The organism is Brevibacterium yomogidense (genome assembly GCF_016107685.1).
In the GTDB taxonomy this organism is placed as follows: domain Bacteria; phylum Actinomycetota; class Actinomycetes; order Actinomycetales; family Brevibacteriaceae; genus Brevibacterium; species Brevibacterium yomogidense.
In genome coordinates, this window is record NZ_JABASY010000002.1 from 900,368 (window position 1) to 915,264 (window position 14,897).

A 14,897-nucleotide genomic window follows, 5' to 3' on the forward strand; every position below is an offset into this window, starting at 1 on the left:
GATGCGGCCATCATCCCACCCGCTCCGCCCGGAATCCGGTCTTCGCTGCTTCCGCGTCGTCCAGGAGCTCCTCTGCGTGTGCGCGCGCGGAGGCGGAGTCGGCGACACCGGCGAGCATCCGTGCGAGCTCCTCGGTGCGGTCTTCCCCGCCCAGCTCCCGCACGCCCGACACCGCGCCGGTGCCCTCGTCGGTCTTCCGGACGACGAGGTGGTGGTCCGCCCACGCGGCGACCTGCGGCAGATGTGTGACGACGATGACCTGTGAATGGGTGGCGAGTCGGGCGAGTCGCCTCCCGATCTCGACGGCGGCGGTGCCTCCCACCCCGGCGTCGACCTCGTCGAAGACGAACGTGGGGAACGATTCGGTCCTCGCACGCACCACTTCGATCGCGAGCATGACGCGGGAGAGTTCGCCGCCGGATGCGGACTTGCCGATGTCCGTCGGATCTGCTGCGGCGTGGGAGGTGAAGAGCAGGCGCACGTCGTCGGCCCCGTGCGCGGCGGGTTCCGCCTCCGTCACCGCGAACCGCAGGGAGGCGTGGGGCATCGCGAGCGCCGCGAGCTCTTCGCCCACGGACTGCGAGAACGCCTCGCCGGTGCGTGTGCGGACGTCCCGCAGCGCGGCCGCGGCTTCGTCGAGTCGCTCTTCGGCTGCCGCCACGGTCGCCTCCATGTCACCCAGGCTCGCCTCCGAGTTCTCGAGTTCGAGCAGCTCACCGCCGGCCTGCTCCTCGAACTCCAGCACGGCGGCGAGGTCCTCGCCGTAGGCGCTGAGCGACGAGAGCTCGGCGCGGCGGGCCTCCGCCTCGTCGAGGGACATCCCCTCGTCGTCGCCGAACCCCGCGAGGTACGACGAGAGGTCCGCTCCTGCGTCGGCCATGCGGACTGCGACGTCCTCCAGTGAGCGGACGGCGTCCGCGAGGGTCGTGTCGACGTCTGCGGCGCGGCTCAGTGCGTCGGACGCCTGCGCGACGAGGGCCGTCGCGCTCACGGCGTCGTCCCAGTCGCTGCCCATGATGAGGTCGTGTGCCCGCCCCGCGGACTGCTGCAGCTCCTCCGCTGCGCCCAGGCGGGCCGCCAGCGCGGAGAGCTCATGGTCCTCGCCGGGGTTGGGCCGCACGGTGTCGATCGCCTCCAGTGCGGTGCGGAGGTAGTCCATCCGTGCCGCCCGCTCCGAACGTGTCGCGTCGAGCCGTCGATGCTCCTCTGTGAGTCTGCGGTGCTCCGTGAACGCGGCGGTGTACGCGGCGCGGGCGGCCGCGCCTTCGTCACCGGTCAGCGCATCGAGCAGTGCGCGCTGCTGAGCCTGCCCGCGCAGCGTGAGCTGCTCGGACTGTCCGTGCATGCTCACGAGCTCCTCGCCCACGTCCTTGAGGACTCCCGACGGGACGGTGCGGCCGCCGGCGGTGGCCCGGGCGCGCCCTTCGCGCGGCAGGATCCGCGTGAGCACGGCGTCGTCCTCGACCTCGCCACCGGCCTCGATGATCCTCTCCGCCGCCGCGGTGCGGTCCGCGGGCAGGGAGAACACTCCTTCGATGACGGCCCGATCCGCGTCGCGGCGCACTGCGGACACGTCCGCACGCGCACCCGTGAGCAGATCGAGGGCCGTGACGAACATGGTCTTGCCCGCGCCCGTCTCACCCGTCACCGCGGTGAGGCCGGGGCCGAGGTCGATGTGGGCCGATGTGATGACGCCCAGGTTCTCGATGCCGATGGAGGAGATCATGACGCCTCCCCCGCCGGCCCCCTCCACCCGTCGACCGGCAGCTTGAACTTCCGGACGAGCCTGTCGGTGAACGGTCCCCGTTCCATCCGCGCGAGAGTGAGCGGCTGCGCCGACCGGCACGCTTCGATGTGCGCTCCGCTGGGCAGCGTCCGCTCTTCGCGACCGTCGCACCAGAGCACGGCCGTCTCGTCGGGGTGCCGCGCCAGGTACTCGACGGCGATGACGGACGACGGGGCCGTGACGAGCGGCTCCGCGAACAGTGCGTGCGCACTGATGGGGACCATGAGGAGTGCTTCGACGTCCGGCCAGACGATGGGCCCGCCCGCGGAGAACGCGTAGGCAGTGGAGCCGGTGGGGGTGGCGAGGATGGCTCCGTCGCAGCCGAACGTGGACACCGGGCGGTCGTCGATGCCGATGCTCAGCTCGATCATCTGGGCCCCGGGGCCCTTCTCCACGGTCGCCTCGTTGAGGGCCCACGCCCGGTGGACGACCTCGCCGTCGACGCGGACGGTGATGTCGAGCGCCATGCGGTGCTCGACATCGTAGTCACGATCGACGAGTCGACGGACCGTCTCCTCCATGTCCGCGGATTCGCTCTCCGCGAGGAAACCCACGTGGCCCAGGTTCACCCCCATGACGGGGACGCCCAGGCGGTGGAAGCGCTCGGCCGCACGCAGGATCGTCCCGTCGCCGCCCAGTACGATGATGAGCTCACAGTCCTCCGCTGCTTCCGACAGCGCGTGGTCGTCGACGATCTCGATCCCGTTGGGCTTCGCGTCCCCGTAGGACGTGAGCACGTCGTGCGCGGATCGCGACATCACCGGCACGATGCTGTTCTCCCCCAGCGACGCGCAGACGACCTCTGCGGCCTTCCGCGCGTTCTCGCGGCGTGGGTGGAGGTCGATCATCATCCGTCGTGTCACGGGTCATCCTCCGACGCGGGTGCAGGGACAGGGGCGGCACCGCAGGTGGGTGGGGTGCCGCGCTCCACGGTAGCCGATGCTACCGCCCGGCGAGCCGCTTTCGCAGAGGCAGGCGCGTTCACCGCGACGGCCTCCGCGAGTACGAAGTGCTCGAGGTTCCCCGCGGGTCCCGGCAGTCGGGACTGCATCGTCGTCCGCACACGGGCACCGGCTGCGGCGAGCGCGTGCGTGACACGGATGAGGGCACGATCCCGATCGGCGGGGTCGGTGACGACGCCGTGCTTGTCGAGTGCCGCGCGGTCGAGTTCGAACTGGGGCTTCACCATGAGCAGGAGCGGCGCGCCGTCGCGTGCGACTCCCAGGAGGGCGTCGACCACGAGTGTGAGCGAGATGAAGGAGAGGTCCGCGACGACGAGGTCAACGGTGCCGTCGGGGTGGAACGGCGACAGCGAGGAGCTCATGAGCTGGGCGCGGGTGAGTGTGCGCACGTTCGTGCCGGGCAGGTCGTGGACCCTGGGGTCCTCCGCGATCCGCTCCACCAGCTGGTCGTGACCCACATCGACCGCGTGGACCGCGGCGGCACCGTGGTCCAGGAGCACCTGGGTGAATCCTCCGGTGGAGGCACCCGCGTCCAGGCAGACGGCGTCCTGCGCGACAGAGGTGAGGCCCAAGTCTTCGAGCGCCCCCAGGAGCTTGTGGGCGCTGCGGGCGACCCACCGTTCGGGCTGCGCGACCTCGACCATTGTTCCCGGGGGGACCGGTGTGGACGGGCGGGTGACCGTTGCGCCATCCACGGTCACGCGGGCCGCACGGATCTCCCGCGCAGCGCGGTTGCGTGACGACACGAGGCCCAGCTCCGTGAGGACGGTGTCGAGTCTGCCCGCCGTGCGGACGCGGCCGGAGGGCACGTCAGAGCGCCTCGAGTGCGTCTTCGAGGCGCGTGAGGAGGTCCTGCGCACGGACGGCGCGCTCGTCGGGCTCGAGCCGCTCGAGTTCCGCGAGCGCCGTCTCCCATTCGCGGACCGGCACACCGCCACCGGGGACGACGGTCATGAGAGCCTCCGCGGTGCGCCGCCGGGCAGCAGGGCGGTGAGGTCGTCCAGGAGGAAATCGGGTCGCTGGTCCAACGGTGCGGCGAGCGCGTCCGCTTCACTGTGGACTCCGGTGAGGACGAGTGCCGCTGTGATCCCGGCACTCCGCGCACCGGCGATGTCCGTCTCCAGCCTGTCGCCCACCATGAGGGGGCGAGTGGATCCCAGCGCGCGCACTCCGGAGTCCATCATCGACCGCGACGGCTTCCCGGCGACGCGGGGGGACGCGCCGGTGGTTTCCGCGACCACCCTCACGAACGCGCCGTTGCCCGGCAGCTCGCCGAGCTCCGTGGGGAACGTGCGGTCGAGGTTGGTCGCCCACCACTGTGCACCGGACCGCACGGCGCGACTCGCCTCTGCGAGCTGCCGCCAGCCGGTGTCCGGGGAATGCCCTTGGACAACGGCGATCGGGTCGTCGTCCGCGGAGCCGACGACGCGCAGGCCGGCATCCTCGATCTGCTCCGCGAGCGCTGCGGATCCGACGACGAGCACGGGCGCACCGGCCGGCACCGAGTCCGCGACCTCACGTGCGGCGACGATCGCGGACGTGAGGACCTGGTCGGGGTGCGCGTCGACACCGAACGAGCTGATGTGCGCTGCCACGTCCGCTGCGGAGCGGGACGCGTTGTTCGTGAGGAACACGACGGGCACATCAGCCGCTGCGAGTGCGCGCAGCGCATCAGCGGCTCCGGGGACAGCGGTCCGTCCCGTATACACGCACCCGTCGAGGTCGAGCAGCAGGCCGTCGAAGTCGATCATCAGCGCACCATGTCCTTCTCAGAGGTCGAAGAGGGGCTCTGTGAGCTCCTCGTAGTCATCAGGGTCGTCGCCAGCCCCACTGTCGTTCTGGTCAGTCTTGCCCTGAGCAGGCGAGGTCGGGGGCTCCGCGGCTCGGGCCTTCTCGGCAGGGGTCTCATCGGCAGGCTTCTTCGCGGCATCTGCGGCTTCCGCGTCCGCGAGTATCTCCTCGAGCTCGTCGACGATCTCCGGGTCGAACTCCCTGTCGACCGCCCGCATCGCCGCGTCGTCGGACACCGCCTGCTCTCCGTGTGCCGCCTGCTCCTGGGCCTCTGCCGACTCCTCGGGCTCTGCCTGACCCGTGGACACAGTCTGCCCCTCAGACGAGGCCGACTCACCTGACCCTGATGGCTCCACGACGTCGACGGCGGTCGGTGCGTCGCCGCCGGTCGTCTCTGCGCCGGATTCGACCTCCGCATCCACGGCGGAAGTCCCCGAATCGGATTCTCCGACGGCATCGTCCGTGGACTCGCCGTCGGTCTCCGGCACCTCCGGCAGTTCGAGCTCTTCGAGCGTGACGATCTCGACGTTCGCGTTGGGGTCGATCTCCTCGTCGCCGTACAGCGTCCCCGTCGCCTTGGCTGTGCGACGGGCGAGCTCTTCGTACCGACCTGCGAGCTCCTCGTCGCCCTGCATGCGGATGACGTCGGAATACACAGACAGCAGACGGACGAGCGTGCCGTTGGCGTTGCCCGCGAAGTTCCGGGTCTCCAGGAGCGCGCGCGCCTCCTTCACCTCCCCCTTGTCCATGTGTGCGCCGGCGGCGACCATGAGCAGTTCGGTGTAGAGGTCATGCCCCAGTTTCTCCTCCGACGCTTCTGCGAAGACCTCGAGCGCCTTCTGCGGTCGGCCGCGTCCGCGTTCGGCGTCCGCGATGAGGGGCAGGTTGTCGTCCGATCCGGAGATCCGGCGGTGGGTCCGCAATTCGCGCAGCGACTCCGCGTACTGGCCCAGGTGGTACGCGATGATGCCGGCGGCTTCGCGCACGCCGGCCACCCGGCTGCCGCGAGCGGCGGCCGTCTGCGCGTGGGCGTGGGCCGCCTCGGGATCGACACCGATCAGTTCGCTCGCAGCGACGAGGTGCTGAGCGACGAGGTCGGCGTTCTCCTTCGACAGGGGCCGGAGCTGGGACCTGATCTCCTGCGGCAGTTCCCGACCGGTGATGCCTTCGGGAATGGGAGGGCCCTGTGGGAGACGTGTGCGGTCGTCCCCGCGGTCCCTGGGCCCGCGGCGGTCGTCCGTCCTCCCGCGTCCGGAGAATCCCGACTTCCGTCGATCTTCACCCCGATGGCTGTTCCTGCCGCGGTCGTCACGACCGTCACGGCGCCGGTCATCCGACCTGCGGTCGCCACGCGGCCCCCGGTTCTCCCACGGGCGGCCCTCACCCGACTCACCGCGGCGTCCGCCATCACGGCGCGGGCCGCGGTCCTCCCACGGGCGGCCCTCATGGCGCCCACCCCTGTCGCTGCGCTCCCCGCCAGCGCGGGGACCACCGCCACTGCGCGGGCCTCCGCCGGAACGGGGACCGCGACCATCCTGGCGTCGGTCGTCCTCACGTCGGTCGTCGCGTGGGGAGTACCGCCGCGCACCGTCGCGCTGCGATCCCCCGGTCGGTCTGCCGCCTGCAGCCGAGCGACCGCCCTCGCGGTCGTCCCAGCGGCTGCGTGCTGGACGGTCGTCCCTCCCGCCACGGTCATCACGACCGCGTGCCCTGTCGTTCCATGCGCGGGTCCTGTCGTCACGGCGACCGTCACCGCGACGGTCTTCACTGCGACCGCGATCGTCGCGGCCTCGGCCGCTGCGGTCGTCCCGGCCGCGATCCTCACGGCCACGGTTGTCCCGCTGCTGCGGTCCGCGTCGGCCGTCGCCCCGCCGGGCCCCGCCCCGCCGATCGTCCTTGCGCGCGCGGTCGTTCGTCTCGTCTGCCTCAGCCATCGCCATCCTCGGTCGTCACTATTCAGTTCCGCGCCGCGGTGCAGCGCCCTGGCTCCGTCTGACCGGGCCGAACATCAGGTCCATTCTAGCCCCGCGCCCGTCAGCGCCCGGAGAGCCGGAGTTCGCAGGGCTCCCTTCCGGACCCATGCGGCGTCCGGGGCGCATCCATGCCGTGAGCACCCCCAATGGCGGTGACGACACTCCCGACAGCGCGTGCACATGTGACCGTTCTCATGCCGCACAGGCCCGCCACCAGCTCTGCTACCGTCGATTCGCATTCGAACCCCCGGACCCTCTGCGGCCGGACCCCTGAGGAAGGACGTCGTATATGAGAGGCCAGCCGCCAGCAGATCCACGGAAGGGCGACGCACCGACAGGCTCTGCGGTGGACGCCGCTCCTCGCACCCCCGACCCGGAGGGCGAGCACCACACCGCGTCCCGGGCACGGATCAACTGGCGGGTGTTCATCGCCTCCGGTCTCGCCATCGTCGCGGTGGCTGCGTGGGCGATCATCATCCCGGAGAACGCGGATTCCGTCATCAATGCCGCTGTCGCCTGGGTGTCTGCGAACTTCGGGTGGTACTACATCCTCACCGCGACGCTCATGGTCGTCTTCGTGCTCGTCATCGCCCTGTCGAAGTCCGGTGAGATCCGGCTGGGTCCCGACCATTCGCGTCCCACCTACAACCTCTTCACGTGGACCTCGATGCTGTTCGCGGCCGGCATCGGCATCGACCTCATGTTCTTCTCCGTCTCGGAGCCCGTCACGCAGTACCTGGCGCCGCCCGCCGGAGCGGGCGAGACAGTCGAAGCCGCCCGCCAGGGGATCGTGTGGACCCTGTTCCACTACGGCGTCACCGGCTGGGCGATGTACGCACTCATGGGGATGGCCTTCGGGTACTTCGCCTACCGCCGCAACATGCCCCTGTCGATCCGGACGCTGCTCCAGCCGCTCCTGGGCCGCAGGATCCAGGGATGGCTGGGTGACACGGTGGACGTCGCCGCGGTGCTCGGCACGGTGTTCGGGATCGCGACGAGCCTGGGCATCGGCGTCGTCCAGCTCAACTACGGCCTCTACCTCATGTTCGGCATCCCCCAGGGCACGGGCGCGCAGATCGGGCTCATCGTCTTCGCCGTCGCGCTCGCGACGCTGTCGACCATGTCCGGCGTGGAGAAGGGCATCCGCCGCCTGTCGGAGCTCAACGTGCTGCTGGCGATCGTCCTGCTCGGCTACGTGCTCATCGCGGGGAAGACGAGGTTCCTGCTCGACGCGCTCGTCATGAACATCGGGGACTTCATCGCGCGCTTCCCAGAGATGACCCTCAACACGTTCGCCTGGGAGCAGCCTGACGAATGGATGTCGGCATGGACGCTGTTCTTCTGGGCGTGGTGGATCGCCTGGGCACCGTTCGTCAGCCTCTTCCTCGCCCGCATCTCCCGCGGACGCACCATCCGGCAGTTCGTCGCGGGCGTCCTCATCGTCCCACTCGCCTTCATCGTCATCTTCATCTCGATCTTCGGCAACAGCGCCCTCGACTTCGTCCGCGCCGGCAACACGGAGTTCGGCGACATCGCGATGAACGTCCCGGAGCAGGGCTTCTACGACCTGCTGTCGCTGTATCCCGGCACCCTGTTCGTCATCGGACTGGCGACCGTCGTCGGCATCCTGTTCTACGTGACGTCCGCCGATTCCGGCGCGCTCGTCCTGTCGAACTTCACCTCGATCATCGACGACCCCCGCGAAGACGGCGCGAAGAGCGTCCGCATCTTCTGGTCCGTCGCCACCGGTGTGCTCACGATGGCCATGCTCATCGTCGGCGGAGTGACCACACTGCAGGCCGCCACGGTCATCATCGGCCTCCCCTTCAGCATCGTCCTCTACCTCGTCATGATCTCCCTCTGGAAGGCGCTGCGCGTCGAAGGACACCAGCGCGAGGGTCGGCTGGCCGCGTTCCCCGCCGGGCTCGCCTCCGGTGGTGCACTGAGCTGGCGCCAGAGGCTCGCGAGGATGACCGCGCTCCCGTCCGCGTCTCAGGCCCAGCGGTTCCAGTCCTCCGTGGTGGAGCCCGCCCTCAGCGCGGTCCACACGGAGATCGTCGCCAAGGGCTTCGAGGCGCTCATCACGCAGAGCACCGTCGCGTCGATGAAGGTCGACGAGGTGAGCCTCTGCGTCCGCTTCGACGGAGAGCAGCAGTTCGACTACCAGGTGTATCCGGTCCCCCGGCGCGCACCCGGCGTCGGCGGGTACGGTGGCCGGGGAGAAGACGTGTTCCGCCTCGAGGTGTTCTCCGCTGCGGGATCCCAGGGATACGACGTCTACGGCTTCACACCCGAACAGCTCATCGCCGATGTGCTCACCCGCTTCGAGTCACACCTCGAGTTCGTCCGTATCGCCTCGGACGAAGGCGGCACGCTCCCCGCAGTGGGAGCCGCCGCGGAGACGCCCGACTGGCAGGCAGATTTCTGACCCGCCCGCCCCACCCCCCGCACCCGAGACCCACGGAAGAAGGTTCAGCCCATGCCGAACACCCTGTACATCGATGGAGTGTGGACGTCCGCACGCGACGGCCAGACGCGGGAGATCCGCTGCCCAGCCGACGGCGAACTCGTCGCGGTCGTCGACGAAGCGACTGAAGCCGACACCCATGACGCGATCGCGGCGGCCCGCCGTGCCTTCGACTCCGGTGTCTGGTCCTCAGTCCCCGCCGCAGAGAGGGGCGCACTGCTCCTCTCCACCGCGACCGCCATCCGCGAGCGCAAGGAGGACTTCGCACGCGCGGAGTCCGCGGACACCGGGAAGCGCATCGTCGAATCCCGCATGGACATGGACGACATCGCGAACTGCTTCGACTACTTCGGCCGCATCGCCGACTCCCAGGCGGGTCGCGTGGTCGACGCCGGTGATCCCGCTGTGCGCAGCCGCATCGTCTACGAGCCGGTGGGGGTCTGCGCTCTCATCACGCCGTGGAACTATCCCCTGCTGCAGACTGCGTGGAAGGTCGCGCCGGCCATCGCCGCCGGCAACAGCTTCGTGCTCAAGCCCTCCGAGCTCACGCCCCACACCTCGATCCTCCTCATGGAGGTGCTCCACGAGGCGGGCCTTCCGACGGGTGTGGGCAATCTCGTCCTCGGGGCGGGTGCGGGAGCCGGCGCTCCCCTGTCGACCCACCCGGATGTCGACCTCGTGTCGTTCACCGGCGGAGTCGTCACGGGCAGGCTGCTCATGGCGAACGCCGCAGCCACCGTCAAGAAGGTGGCGCTCGAACTGGGCGGGAAGAACCCGAACGTGATCTTCGCAGATGCGGACCTGGACGCGGCCCTCGACAACGCGCTCAACGCAGCGTTCATCCACTCCGGTCTCGTCTGCTCCGCCGGCAGCCGGCTCATCGTGGAGGAGTCGATCGCCGAGGAGTTCGTCGACGAACTGGTCCGCCGCACGGAGAAGATCCGGCTGGGAGGACCGTACGACGAGCGGGCACAGACTGGCCCGCTCATCTCCGCCGAGCACCGCGACAAGGTGACCGCGTACGTCGAGGCCGGCATCGCCGAAGGGGCTCGCGTGCGGTGCGGCGGGCACTGGGGCGAGGGCGACCTCGAGCGCGGCTTCTACTACGTCCCGACGGTCATCGACCAGGTCACCCGTGACATGTCCGTGGTACAGGACGAGGGCTTCGGACCGGTCGTCACGGTCGAGACGTTCACGACCGAGGACGAGGCCGTCAACCTGGGCAACGACACGATCTACGGGCTGGCCGGCGCCGTCTGGACACAGGACGCGGGCAAGTCCCAGCGCATCGCCTCGCGACTGCGCCACGGCACGGTCTGGATCAATGACTTCGGTCCCTACCTGCCGCAGGCCGAATGGGGCGGGTTCAAGCAGTCCGGGTTCGGACGCGAACTGGGCCCCACAGGGCTGGGTGAGTACCTCGAGGCGAAGCACATCTACCACAACACGGAACCAGCGGTCACGGACTGGTTCGCGGAGGACTGACATGGACACCCTGCAGACATTCGACTACGTCGTCATCGGTGGAGGCAGCGCGGGCGCCGCGGTCGCGGCCCGCCTGAGCGAGGACCCCGCGGTCACGGTCGGCCTGCTCGAGGCCGGCCCCACCGACGTCGGCGACCCGGCGGTGCTCAACCTCGAGGACTGGCCCGCACTCCTGGAGACGGGATACGACTGGGACTATCCGATCGAGCCGCAGGAGCGCGGCAACTCGTTCATGCGACATGCACGGGCGAAAGTGCTGGGCGGGTGCTCCTCCCACAACTCGTGCATCGCCTTCTGGGCTCCCCGCGAGGACCTGGATTCCTGGGCACACGACTACGGCGCCGAGGGCTGGGATGCCGAATCGGTCTTCCCGCTGTACCAGCGCCTCGAGACGAACGAGGACCCGGACCCGCACCACGGCACGTCTGGGCCCGTCGAACTCATGAACGTCCCACCGAATGACAAGTCGGGTGTCAACCTGCTCGATGCAGCGGAGCAGGCCGGACTCCCCCGCTCCCGGTTCAACACGGGGACGACCGTCGTCAACGGTGCGGGCTTCTTCCAGATCAACAGGAAGGCCGACGGCACACGCGCATCGTCCTCCGTGTCGTACCTGCATCCGATCCTCGACCGCAGCAACCTCACGATCCTCACGGACACGCACGTGACCCGGATCGAGTTGGACGACGACCTGCGCGCCACTGGCGTCCACGTCGTCGCCGACATGCACGGGCGCCTCGCCCGGATCGGCGCCAAGCGTGAGGTGGTCGTATCCGCAGGGGCGATCGACTCGCCCAAGCTCCTCATGCTGTCCGGTATCGGTCCCGCCGACCACCTCCGCGAGGCGGGCGTCGACGTCCGTGTGGACTCCCCCGGCGTCGGGTCGAACCTGCAGGACCACCCCGAGGCCGTCATCCGATGGGAGTCGAAGAAGCCGATGGTGCGGACCTCCCCGCAGTGGTGGGAGATCGGGCTCTTCCACGCCACCGAGGACGGCTTGGACCGGCCGGACCTCATGATGCACTACGGGAACGTGCCGTTCGACATGCACACGGCCCGCCACGGCTACCCGTCCGCCGACGAGGAGTTCTGCCTCACCCCCAACGTCACGCGCGCGCGATCCCGCGGGACCGTCCGACTGCGCAGCCGCGACTACCGCGACAAGCCGAAGGTCGACCCGCGCTACTTCACCGACCCGGAGGGCCACGACCTCCGCGTAGCGATCGCCGGGATCCGGCTGGCACGCGAGATCGTCGCCCAACCGGCGATGGCCGAATGGGCGGGCAGGGAGCTGTCACCCGGCATCGACGCTCAGACGGACGAGGAGATCGGCGAGTACGTGCTCAAGACGCACAACACCGTCTATCACCCCGTCGGCACGGTGCGGATGGGGCCCGTCGACGATCCGATGTCGCCGCTGGGTCCGCAGCTGCGCGTCAAGGGCGTCTCCGGTCTGCGCGTGGCCGACGCGTCGATCATGCCGGAGATCGTGACCGTCAACCCGAACATCACGACGATGATGATCGGCGAGAAGGCGTCTGATCTCATCGCCGCCGACCGCGAGGTCGTGTGAACCCGCGCTCCGCGGAAAGGACGTCGAAGCACCAGGAGAGGAAACCATGACGCACACAGCACATTCCGGGCTCACGTTGCCCACCATCGGTCTGGGCACGTACAACCTGCGAGGAATGGCGGGGGCCGACGCGGTCGCCGCTGCACTGGCAGGCGGCTACCGGCTGGTCGACTCCGCATTCAACTACGAGAACGAGGCGGCGGTCGCCGACGGTGTCCGCCGGTCCGGTGTCGACCGCGCGGAGGTGCTCTTCACATCGAAGCTCGCCGGACGGCACCACAGCTCCGAGCCGGCCCGGACAGCGATCGAGGAGTCGGTCCTGAGGACCGGACTGGGTCATATCGACCTCCTCCTCATCCACTGGCCGAATCCGTCGCAGGGTCTGTACGTCGAGGCGTGGAAGGCCCTCATCGACGCGCGCGAGCGCGGACTGGTCCGTCACATCGGCGTCTCGAACTTCCTGCCGGAGCACCTCGACGCGCTGGAGGAAGCAACAGGTGTGCTCCCGGTGGTGAATCAGATCGAGCTGCATCCCTACTTCCCGCAGGAGGAAGCACTCGCACTCCATGCGGAGAAGGGGATCATCACCGAGGCATGGAGTCCCATCGGACGCGCGGGTGATCTCCTGTCGGAGGGTGTCATCACCGATGTGGCCGCTGCGCACGGCATCACGCCGACACAGGCGGTGCTCGCGTGGCACGCGGCGCGCGGGTCCCTGCCTCTGCCCAAATCTGCGAACCCTCGCAGGCAGGCGGAGAACCTCGCGGCCACCGCGGTCACACTCACCGAGGACGAGGTCACCGCGATCTCGTCGCTGGGTCGGCCCGACGGCCGCCTCAAGGGCCTCGACCCGGCGGTCTACGAGGAGTTCTGACGACTCCCGGGTAGGCGGAGCGAATCCGCCTACCCGGCGAGGTCGTCGAGCAGCGCGGGCAGCGCCTCCTGAAGGTCACCCGCGAGGACTTCGTCTGCAAGCCGGTCGAACGGGGTGGGTTCCGCGTTGACGATGATCGTGCGCGCACCCTTCTCCGCCGCGAGGGGGAAGAGACCGGCGACGGGATACACGCCCAGCCCCGTGCCCACCGCAATCATCACCTCACACGATTCAGCGGCGGTGAAAGCCGCATCGATCACGTCCGCTTCGAGCGCCTCCTCGAAGAGGATCGTCGTCGCGCGGATGATCCCTCCGCATCCCGGGCACCGCGGGTCCGGCTCACCCGCGTGGACACGAGCGACGGCTTCGGCCATCGGCCCGGAGGCCCGGCAGTCCTCACACTTCCACGTCCGTGCGTTCCCGTGCACCTCGAGCACCCGCGCAGGGTCGGATCCCGCAGCCTGATGCAGACCGTCGATGTTCTGTGTGATCACTGCGGCCACGTCAGCCTCCTGAGAGAACTGCGCGATCGCACGGTGGGCGCGGGTGGGCTCCTTCTCCCACACCCCCGCGTGGGCACGCATGAGCCAGGCCTTCCGGCGGACTCCCTCGTCCCCCAGGTACCACGACAGCGTCGACGTGAGCTCCGCTTCGGGATCCTTGGTCCAGACACCGTCCGGCCCCCGGAAGTCGGGGATGCCCGCAGCCGTGCTGATGCCGGCGCCGGTGAGGAACACGATGCTCATCGGGAAACCTCCTCCGCCACGTGCGCACGCACGGATCTCGCGGCGTCTCCAGGTGGGGCAGAGCGTACGGAGAGCGATGAGAAGCGAGCGAGCAGCGCAGAGACTGACTCCTGCCTGCATCCTCGGACACCAGTGCCGGCCCACAGATTCAGCAGTTCCGCGTCGTCTGCTGCCGCCGCAGCGGCTCGGATCCCTGCGGTGAGGAAGTGGACCTGCGGATAACCGATCACGGAGCGGTCGTCGAGTGCAGCGGTGAAGCGATTGGCCAGTGCCCGTGCAGGGCGCCCCGTGAAAACGCGGGTGAGGACCGTGGACGCGCCGTCGGCCGCGGCGTGCAAGAGGGCCGCCCGGTGTGTCGGTTTCGTACCCGCCTCCTCAGTCGTGAGGAAGAGGGTGCCGATCTGCACGGCGATCGCGCCGGAGTCCAGGAGGGCCTGCGCCTTCTCTGGGCCGTCGATACCACCCGCCGCGATGATCGGCAGGCGGGTGCGGGCGGCAAGCCTCTGCACGAGGTCGGAAGTCGAGATGTCGAGCGGCGCAGCGGATTGGTCGAACTGACCGCGGTGCCCGCCGGCTTCGATCCCCTGCGCGATGAGCACATCAGCCCCATTAGTGGATGCGGCCACTGCTTCTTCCTCTGATGTCACGGTGACACCGACGGTGACACCGACGTCCTGCAGCCGTGCGACAGTGACGCTGTCGGGCAGGCCGAACGTGAAGGTCACGAGCTCCGGGCGGGAGCGGCAGAGCATTGCGATCTTCTGATCGAACTCGTCATCGTTGTGCGCGGGGACGGCGGGGACCTCGCCGGAGATGCTCTGGGAGTCGGCCCATGACCGGAGCGCCGACCGATACGCCTGCAGATCCGCTGCGACAGCGCGATGGTGTTCTGGCACGAAGACGTTCACGGCGACAGGGGCATCAGAGAGGGTCCTGTAGCTCCGCAGCAGGTCTTCTGTCGCGGTCGCGGTGAGATACCCGGCAGCGAGTGACCCAAGCCCACCGGCGTTCGAAACGGCGGCGGCCAGGACCGGAGTCACGGGGCCACCGGCCATCGGCGCCTGGACCAGGGGGAGGGTGAGGGAGTCGAGCACGGAAGATCGCATGTCGCCATCGTACTGAAGACACGAAAAAAGCGTACAGCCGGAGAGAGTTGGGCTCGATCTCCGGCTGTACGCCTATCTCAAAAGTATTGCGGCGGTGTCTTACTCTCCCACACCCTATCGAGTGCAGTACCATC

The 14,897-nt window shown here is 69.2% G+C and carries 12 protein-coding genes; 4 read left to right on the top strand and 8 right to left on the bottom strand.

Features of this window, described 5'->3' with window-relative positions; all coding sequences use genetic code 11:
* Positions 1-10 precede the first annotated feature (10 nt).
* The 6 genes from recN to JFC09_RS08435 are packed head-to-tail and all read right to left on the bottom strand — an operon-like array spanning position 11 to position 6,473.
* Positions 11-1,726: a DNA repair protein RecN gene (gene recN / locus JFC09_RS08410; RefSeq protein ID WP_198393507.1), complete on the bottom strand. Its 1,716-nt coding sequence runs from the start codon at positions 1,724-1,726 to the stop codon at positions 11-13.
* The gene (locus JFC09_RS08415; protein ID WP_332839703.1) at positions 1,723-2,649 is read right to left on the bottom strand and encodes an NAD kinase; all 927 of its coding nucleotides are present in this window, start codon (positions 2,647-2,649) and stop codon (positions 1,723-1,725) included. The genes recN and JFC09_RS08415 overlap by 4 nt, the downstream gene beginning before the upstream one ends.
* Positions 2,646-3,557, bottom strand: a complete 912-nt coding sequence (locus JFC09_RS08420) for a TlyA family RNA methyltransferase (RefSeq protein WP_198393508.1) — start codon at positions 3,555-3,557, stop codon at positions 2,646-2,648. Before JFC09_RS08420 ends, JFC09_RS08415 begins: the two co-directional genes overlap by 4 nt.
* Position 3,558: 1 nt before the next feature.
* Positions 3,559-3,702 carry a hypothetical protein gene (locus tag JFC09_RS08425; RefSeq protein ID WP_198393509.1) on the bottom strand — a complete coding sequence of 48 codons (144 nt, stop codon included), beginning with the start codon at positions 3,700-3,702 and terminating at the stop codon, positions 3,559-3,561.
* Positions 3,699-4,499, bottom strand: coding sequence for an HAD-IIA family hydrolase (locus tag JFC09_RS08430; RefSeq protein WP_198393510.1), 801 nt, complete (start codon positions 4,497-4,499; stop codon positions 3,699-3,701). The genes JFC09_RS08425 and JFC09_RS08430 overlap by 4 nt, the downstream gene beginning before the upstream one ends.
* Before the next feature lie 18 nt (positions 4,500-4,517).
* The gene (locus tag JFC09_RS08435) at positions 4,518-6,473 is read right to left on the bottom strand and encodes a hypothetical protein (RefSeq protein ID WP_198393511.1); all 1,956 of its coding nucleotides are present in this window, start codon (positions 6,471-6,473) and stop codon (positions 4,518-4,520) included.
* A 328-nt stretch (positions 6,474-6,801) separates the two neighbouring features.
* On the opposite strand from JFC09_RS08435, the gene betT reads away from it, so the two are divergent.
* Genes betT through JFC09_RS08455 form a run of 4 tightly spaced genes read left to right on the top strand, consistent with a single transcriptional unit; the run spans position 6,802 to position 12,911 of the window.
* A complete protein-coding gene (gene betT, locus JFC09_RS08440) occupies positions 6,802-8,940 on the top strand; it encodes a choline BCCT transporter BetT (protein WP_198393512.1) in 2,139 nt (712 codons plus the stop codon).
* Between the two features lie 51 nt (positions 8,941-8,991).
* Positions 8,992-10,464 carry an aldehyde dehydrogenase family protein gene (locus tag JFC09_RS08445; RefSeq protein WP_198393513.1) on the top strand — a complete coding sequence of 491 codons (1,473 nt, stop codon included), beginning with the start codon at positions 8,992-8,994 and terminating at the stop codon, positions 10,462-10,464.
* Between the two features lies 1 nt (position 10,465).
* On the top strand, positions 10,466-12,037 hold the full coding sequence (locus JFC09_RS08450) for a GMC family oxidoreductase (RefSeq protein ID WP_198393514.1): 1,572 nt from the start codon (positions 10,466-10,468) through the stop codon (positions 12,035-12,037).
* A gap of 46 nt (positions 12,038-12,083) precedes the next feature.
* Positions 12,084-12,911 carry an aldo/keto reductase gene (locus JFC09_RS08455; protein WP_198393515.1) on the top strand — a complete coding sequence of 276 codons (828 nt, stop codon included), beginning with the start codon at positions 12,084-12,086 and terminating at the stop codon, positions 12,909-12,911.
* A gap of 29 nt (positions 12,912-12,940) precedes the next feature.
* On the opposite strand, the gene JFC09_RS08460 is transcribed toward JFC09_RS08455, so the two are convergent.
* Complete coding sequence (locus JFC09_RS08460; RefSeq protein WP_198393516.1) at positions 12,941-13,657, bottom strand: SIR2 family NAD-dependent protein deacylase; 717 nt, start codon at positions 13,655-13,657, stop codon at positions 12,941-12,943.
* Positions 13,654-14,763, bottom strand: a complete 1,110-nt coding sequence (locus tag JFC09_RS08465; protein ID WP_198393517.1) for an NAD(P)H-dependent flavin oxidoreductase — start codon at positions 14,761-14,763, stop codon at positions 13,654-13,656. Before JFC09_RS08465 ends, JFC09_RS08460 begins: the two co-directional genes overlap by 4 nt.
* Positions 14,764-14,897 lie beyond the last annotated feature (134 nt).

What these genes read in the sequence shown, in the direction of transcription:
- recN (WP_198393507.1), bottom strand. Translation starts at nt 1,726, where the DNA reads ATGATCTCCTCCATCGGCATCGAGAACCTGGGCGTCATCACATCGGCC.
- JFC09_RS08425 (WP_198393509.1), bottom strand. Translation starts at nt 3,702, where the DNA reads ATGACCGTCGTCCCCGGTGGCGGTGTGCCGGTCCGCGAATGGGAGACG.
- JFC09_RS08430 (WP_198393510.1), bottom strand. Translation starts at nt 4,499, where the DNA reads ATGATCGACTTCGACGGCCTGCTGCTCGACCTCGACGGGTGCGTGTAT.
- JFC09_RS08435 (WP_198393511.1), bottom strand. Translation starts at nt 6,473, where the DNA reads ATGGCTGAGGCAGACGAGACGAACGACCGCGCGCGCAAGGACGATCGG.
- betT (WP_198393512.1), top strand. Translation starts at nt 6,802, where the DNA reads ATGAGAGGCCAGCCGCCAGCAGATCCACGGAAGGGCGACGCACCGACA.
- JFC09_RS08445 (WP_198393513.1), top strand. Translation starts at nt 8,992, where the DNA reads ATGCCGAACACCCTGTACATCGATGGAGTGTGGACGTCCGCACGCGAC.
- JFC09_RS08450 (WP_198393514.1), top strand. Translation starts at nt 10,466, where the DNA reads ATGGACACCCTGCAGACATTCGACTACGTCGTCATCGGTGGAGGCAGC.
- JFC09_RS08455 (WP_198393515.1), top strand. Translation starts at nt 12,084, where the DNA reads ATGACGCACACAGCACATTCCGGGCTCACGTTGCCCACCATCGGTCTG.
- JFC09_RS08460 (WP_198393516.1), bottom strand. Translation starts at nt 13,657, where the DNA reads ATGAGCATCGTGTTCCTCACCGGCGCCGGCATCAGCACGGCTGCGGGC.
- JFC09_RS08465 (WP_198393517.1), bottom strand. Translation starts at nt 14,763, where the DNA reads ATGCGATCTTCCGTGCTCGACTCCCTCACCCTCCCCCTGGTCCAGGCG.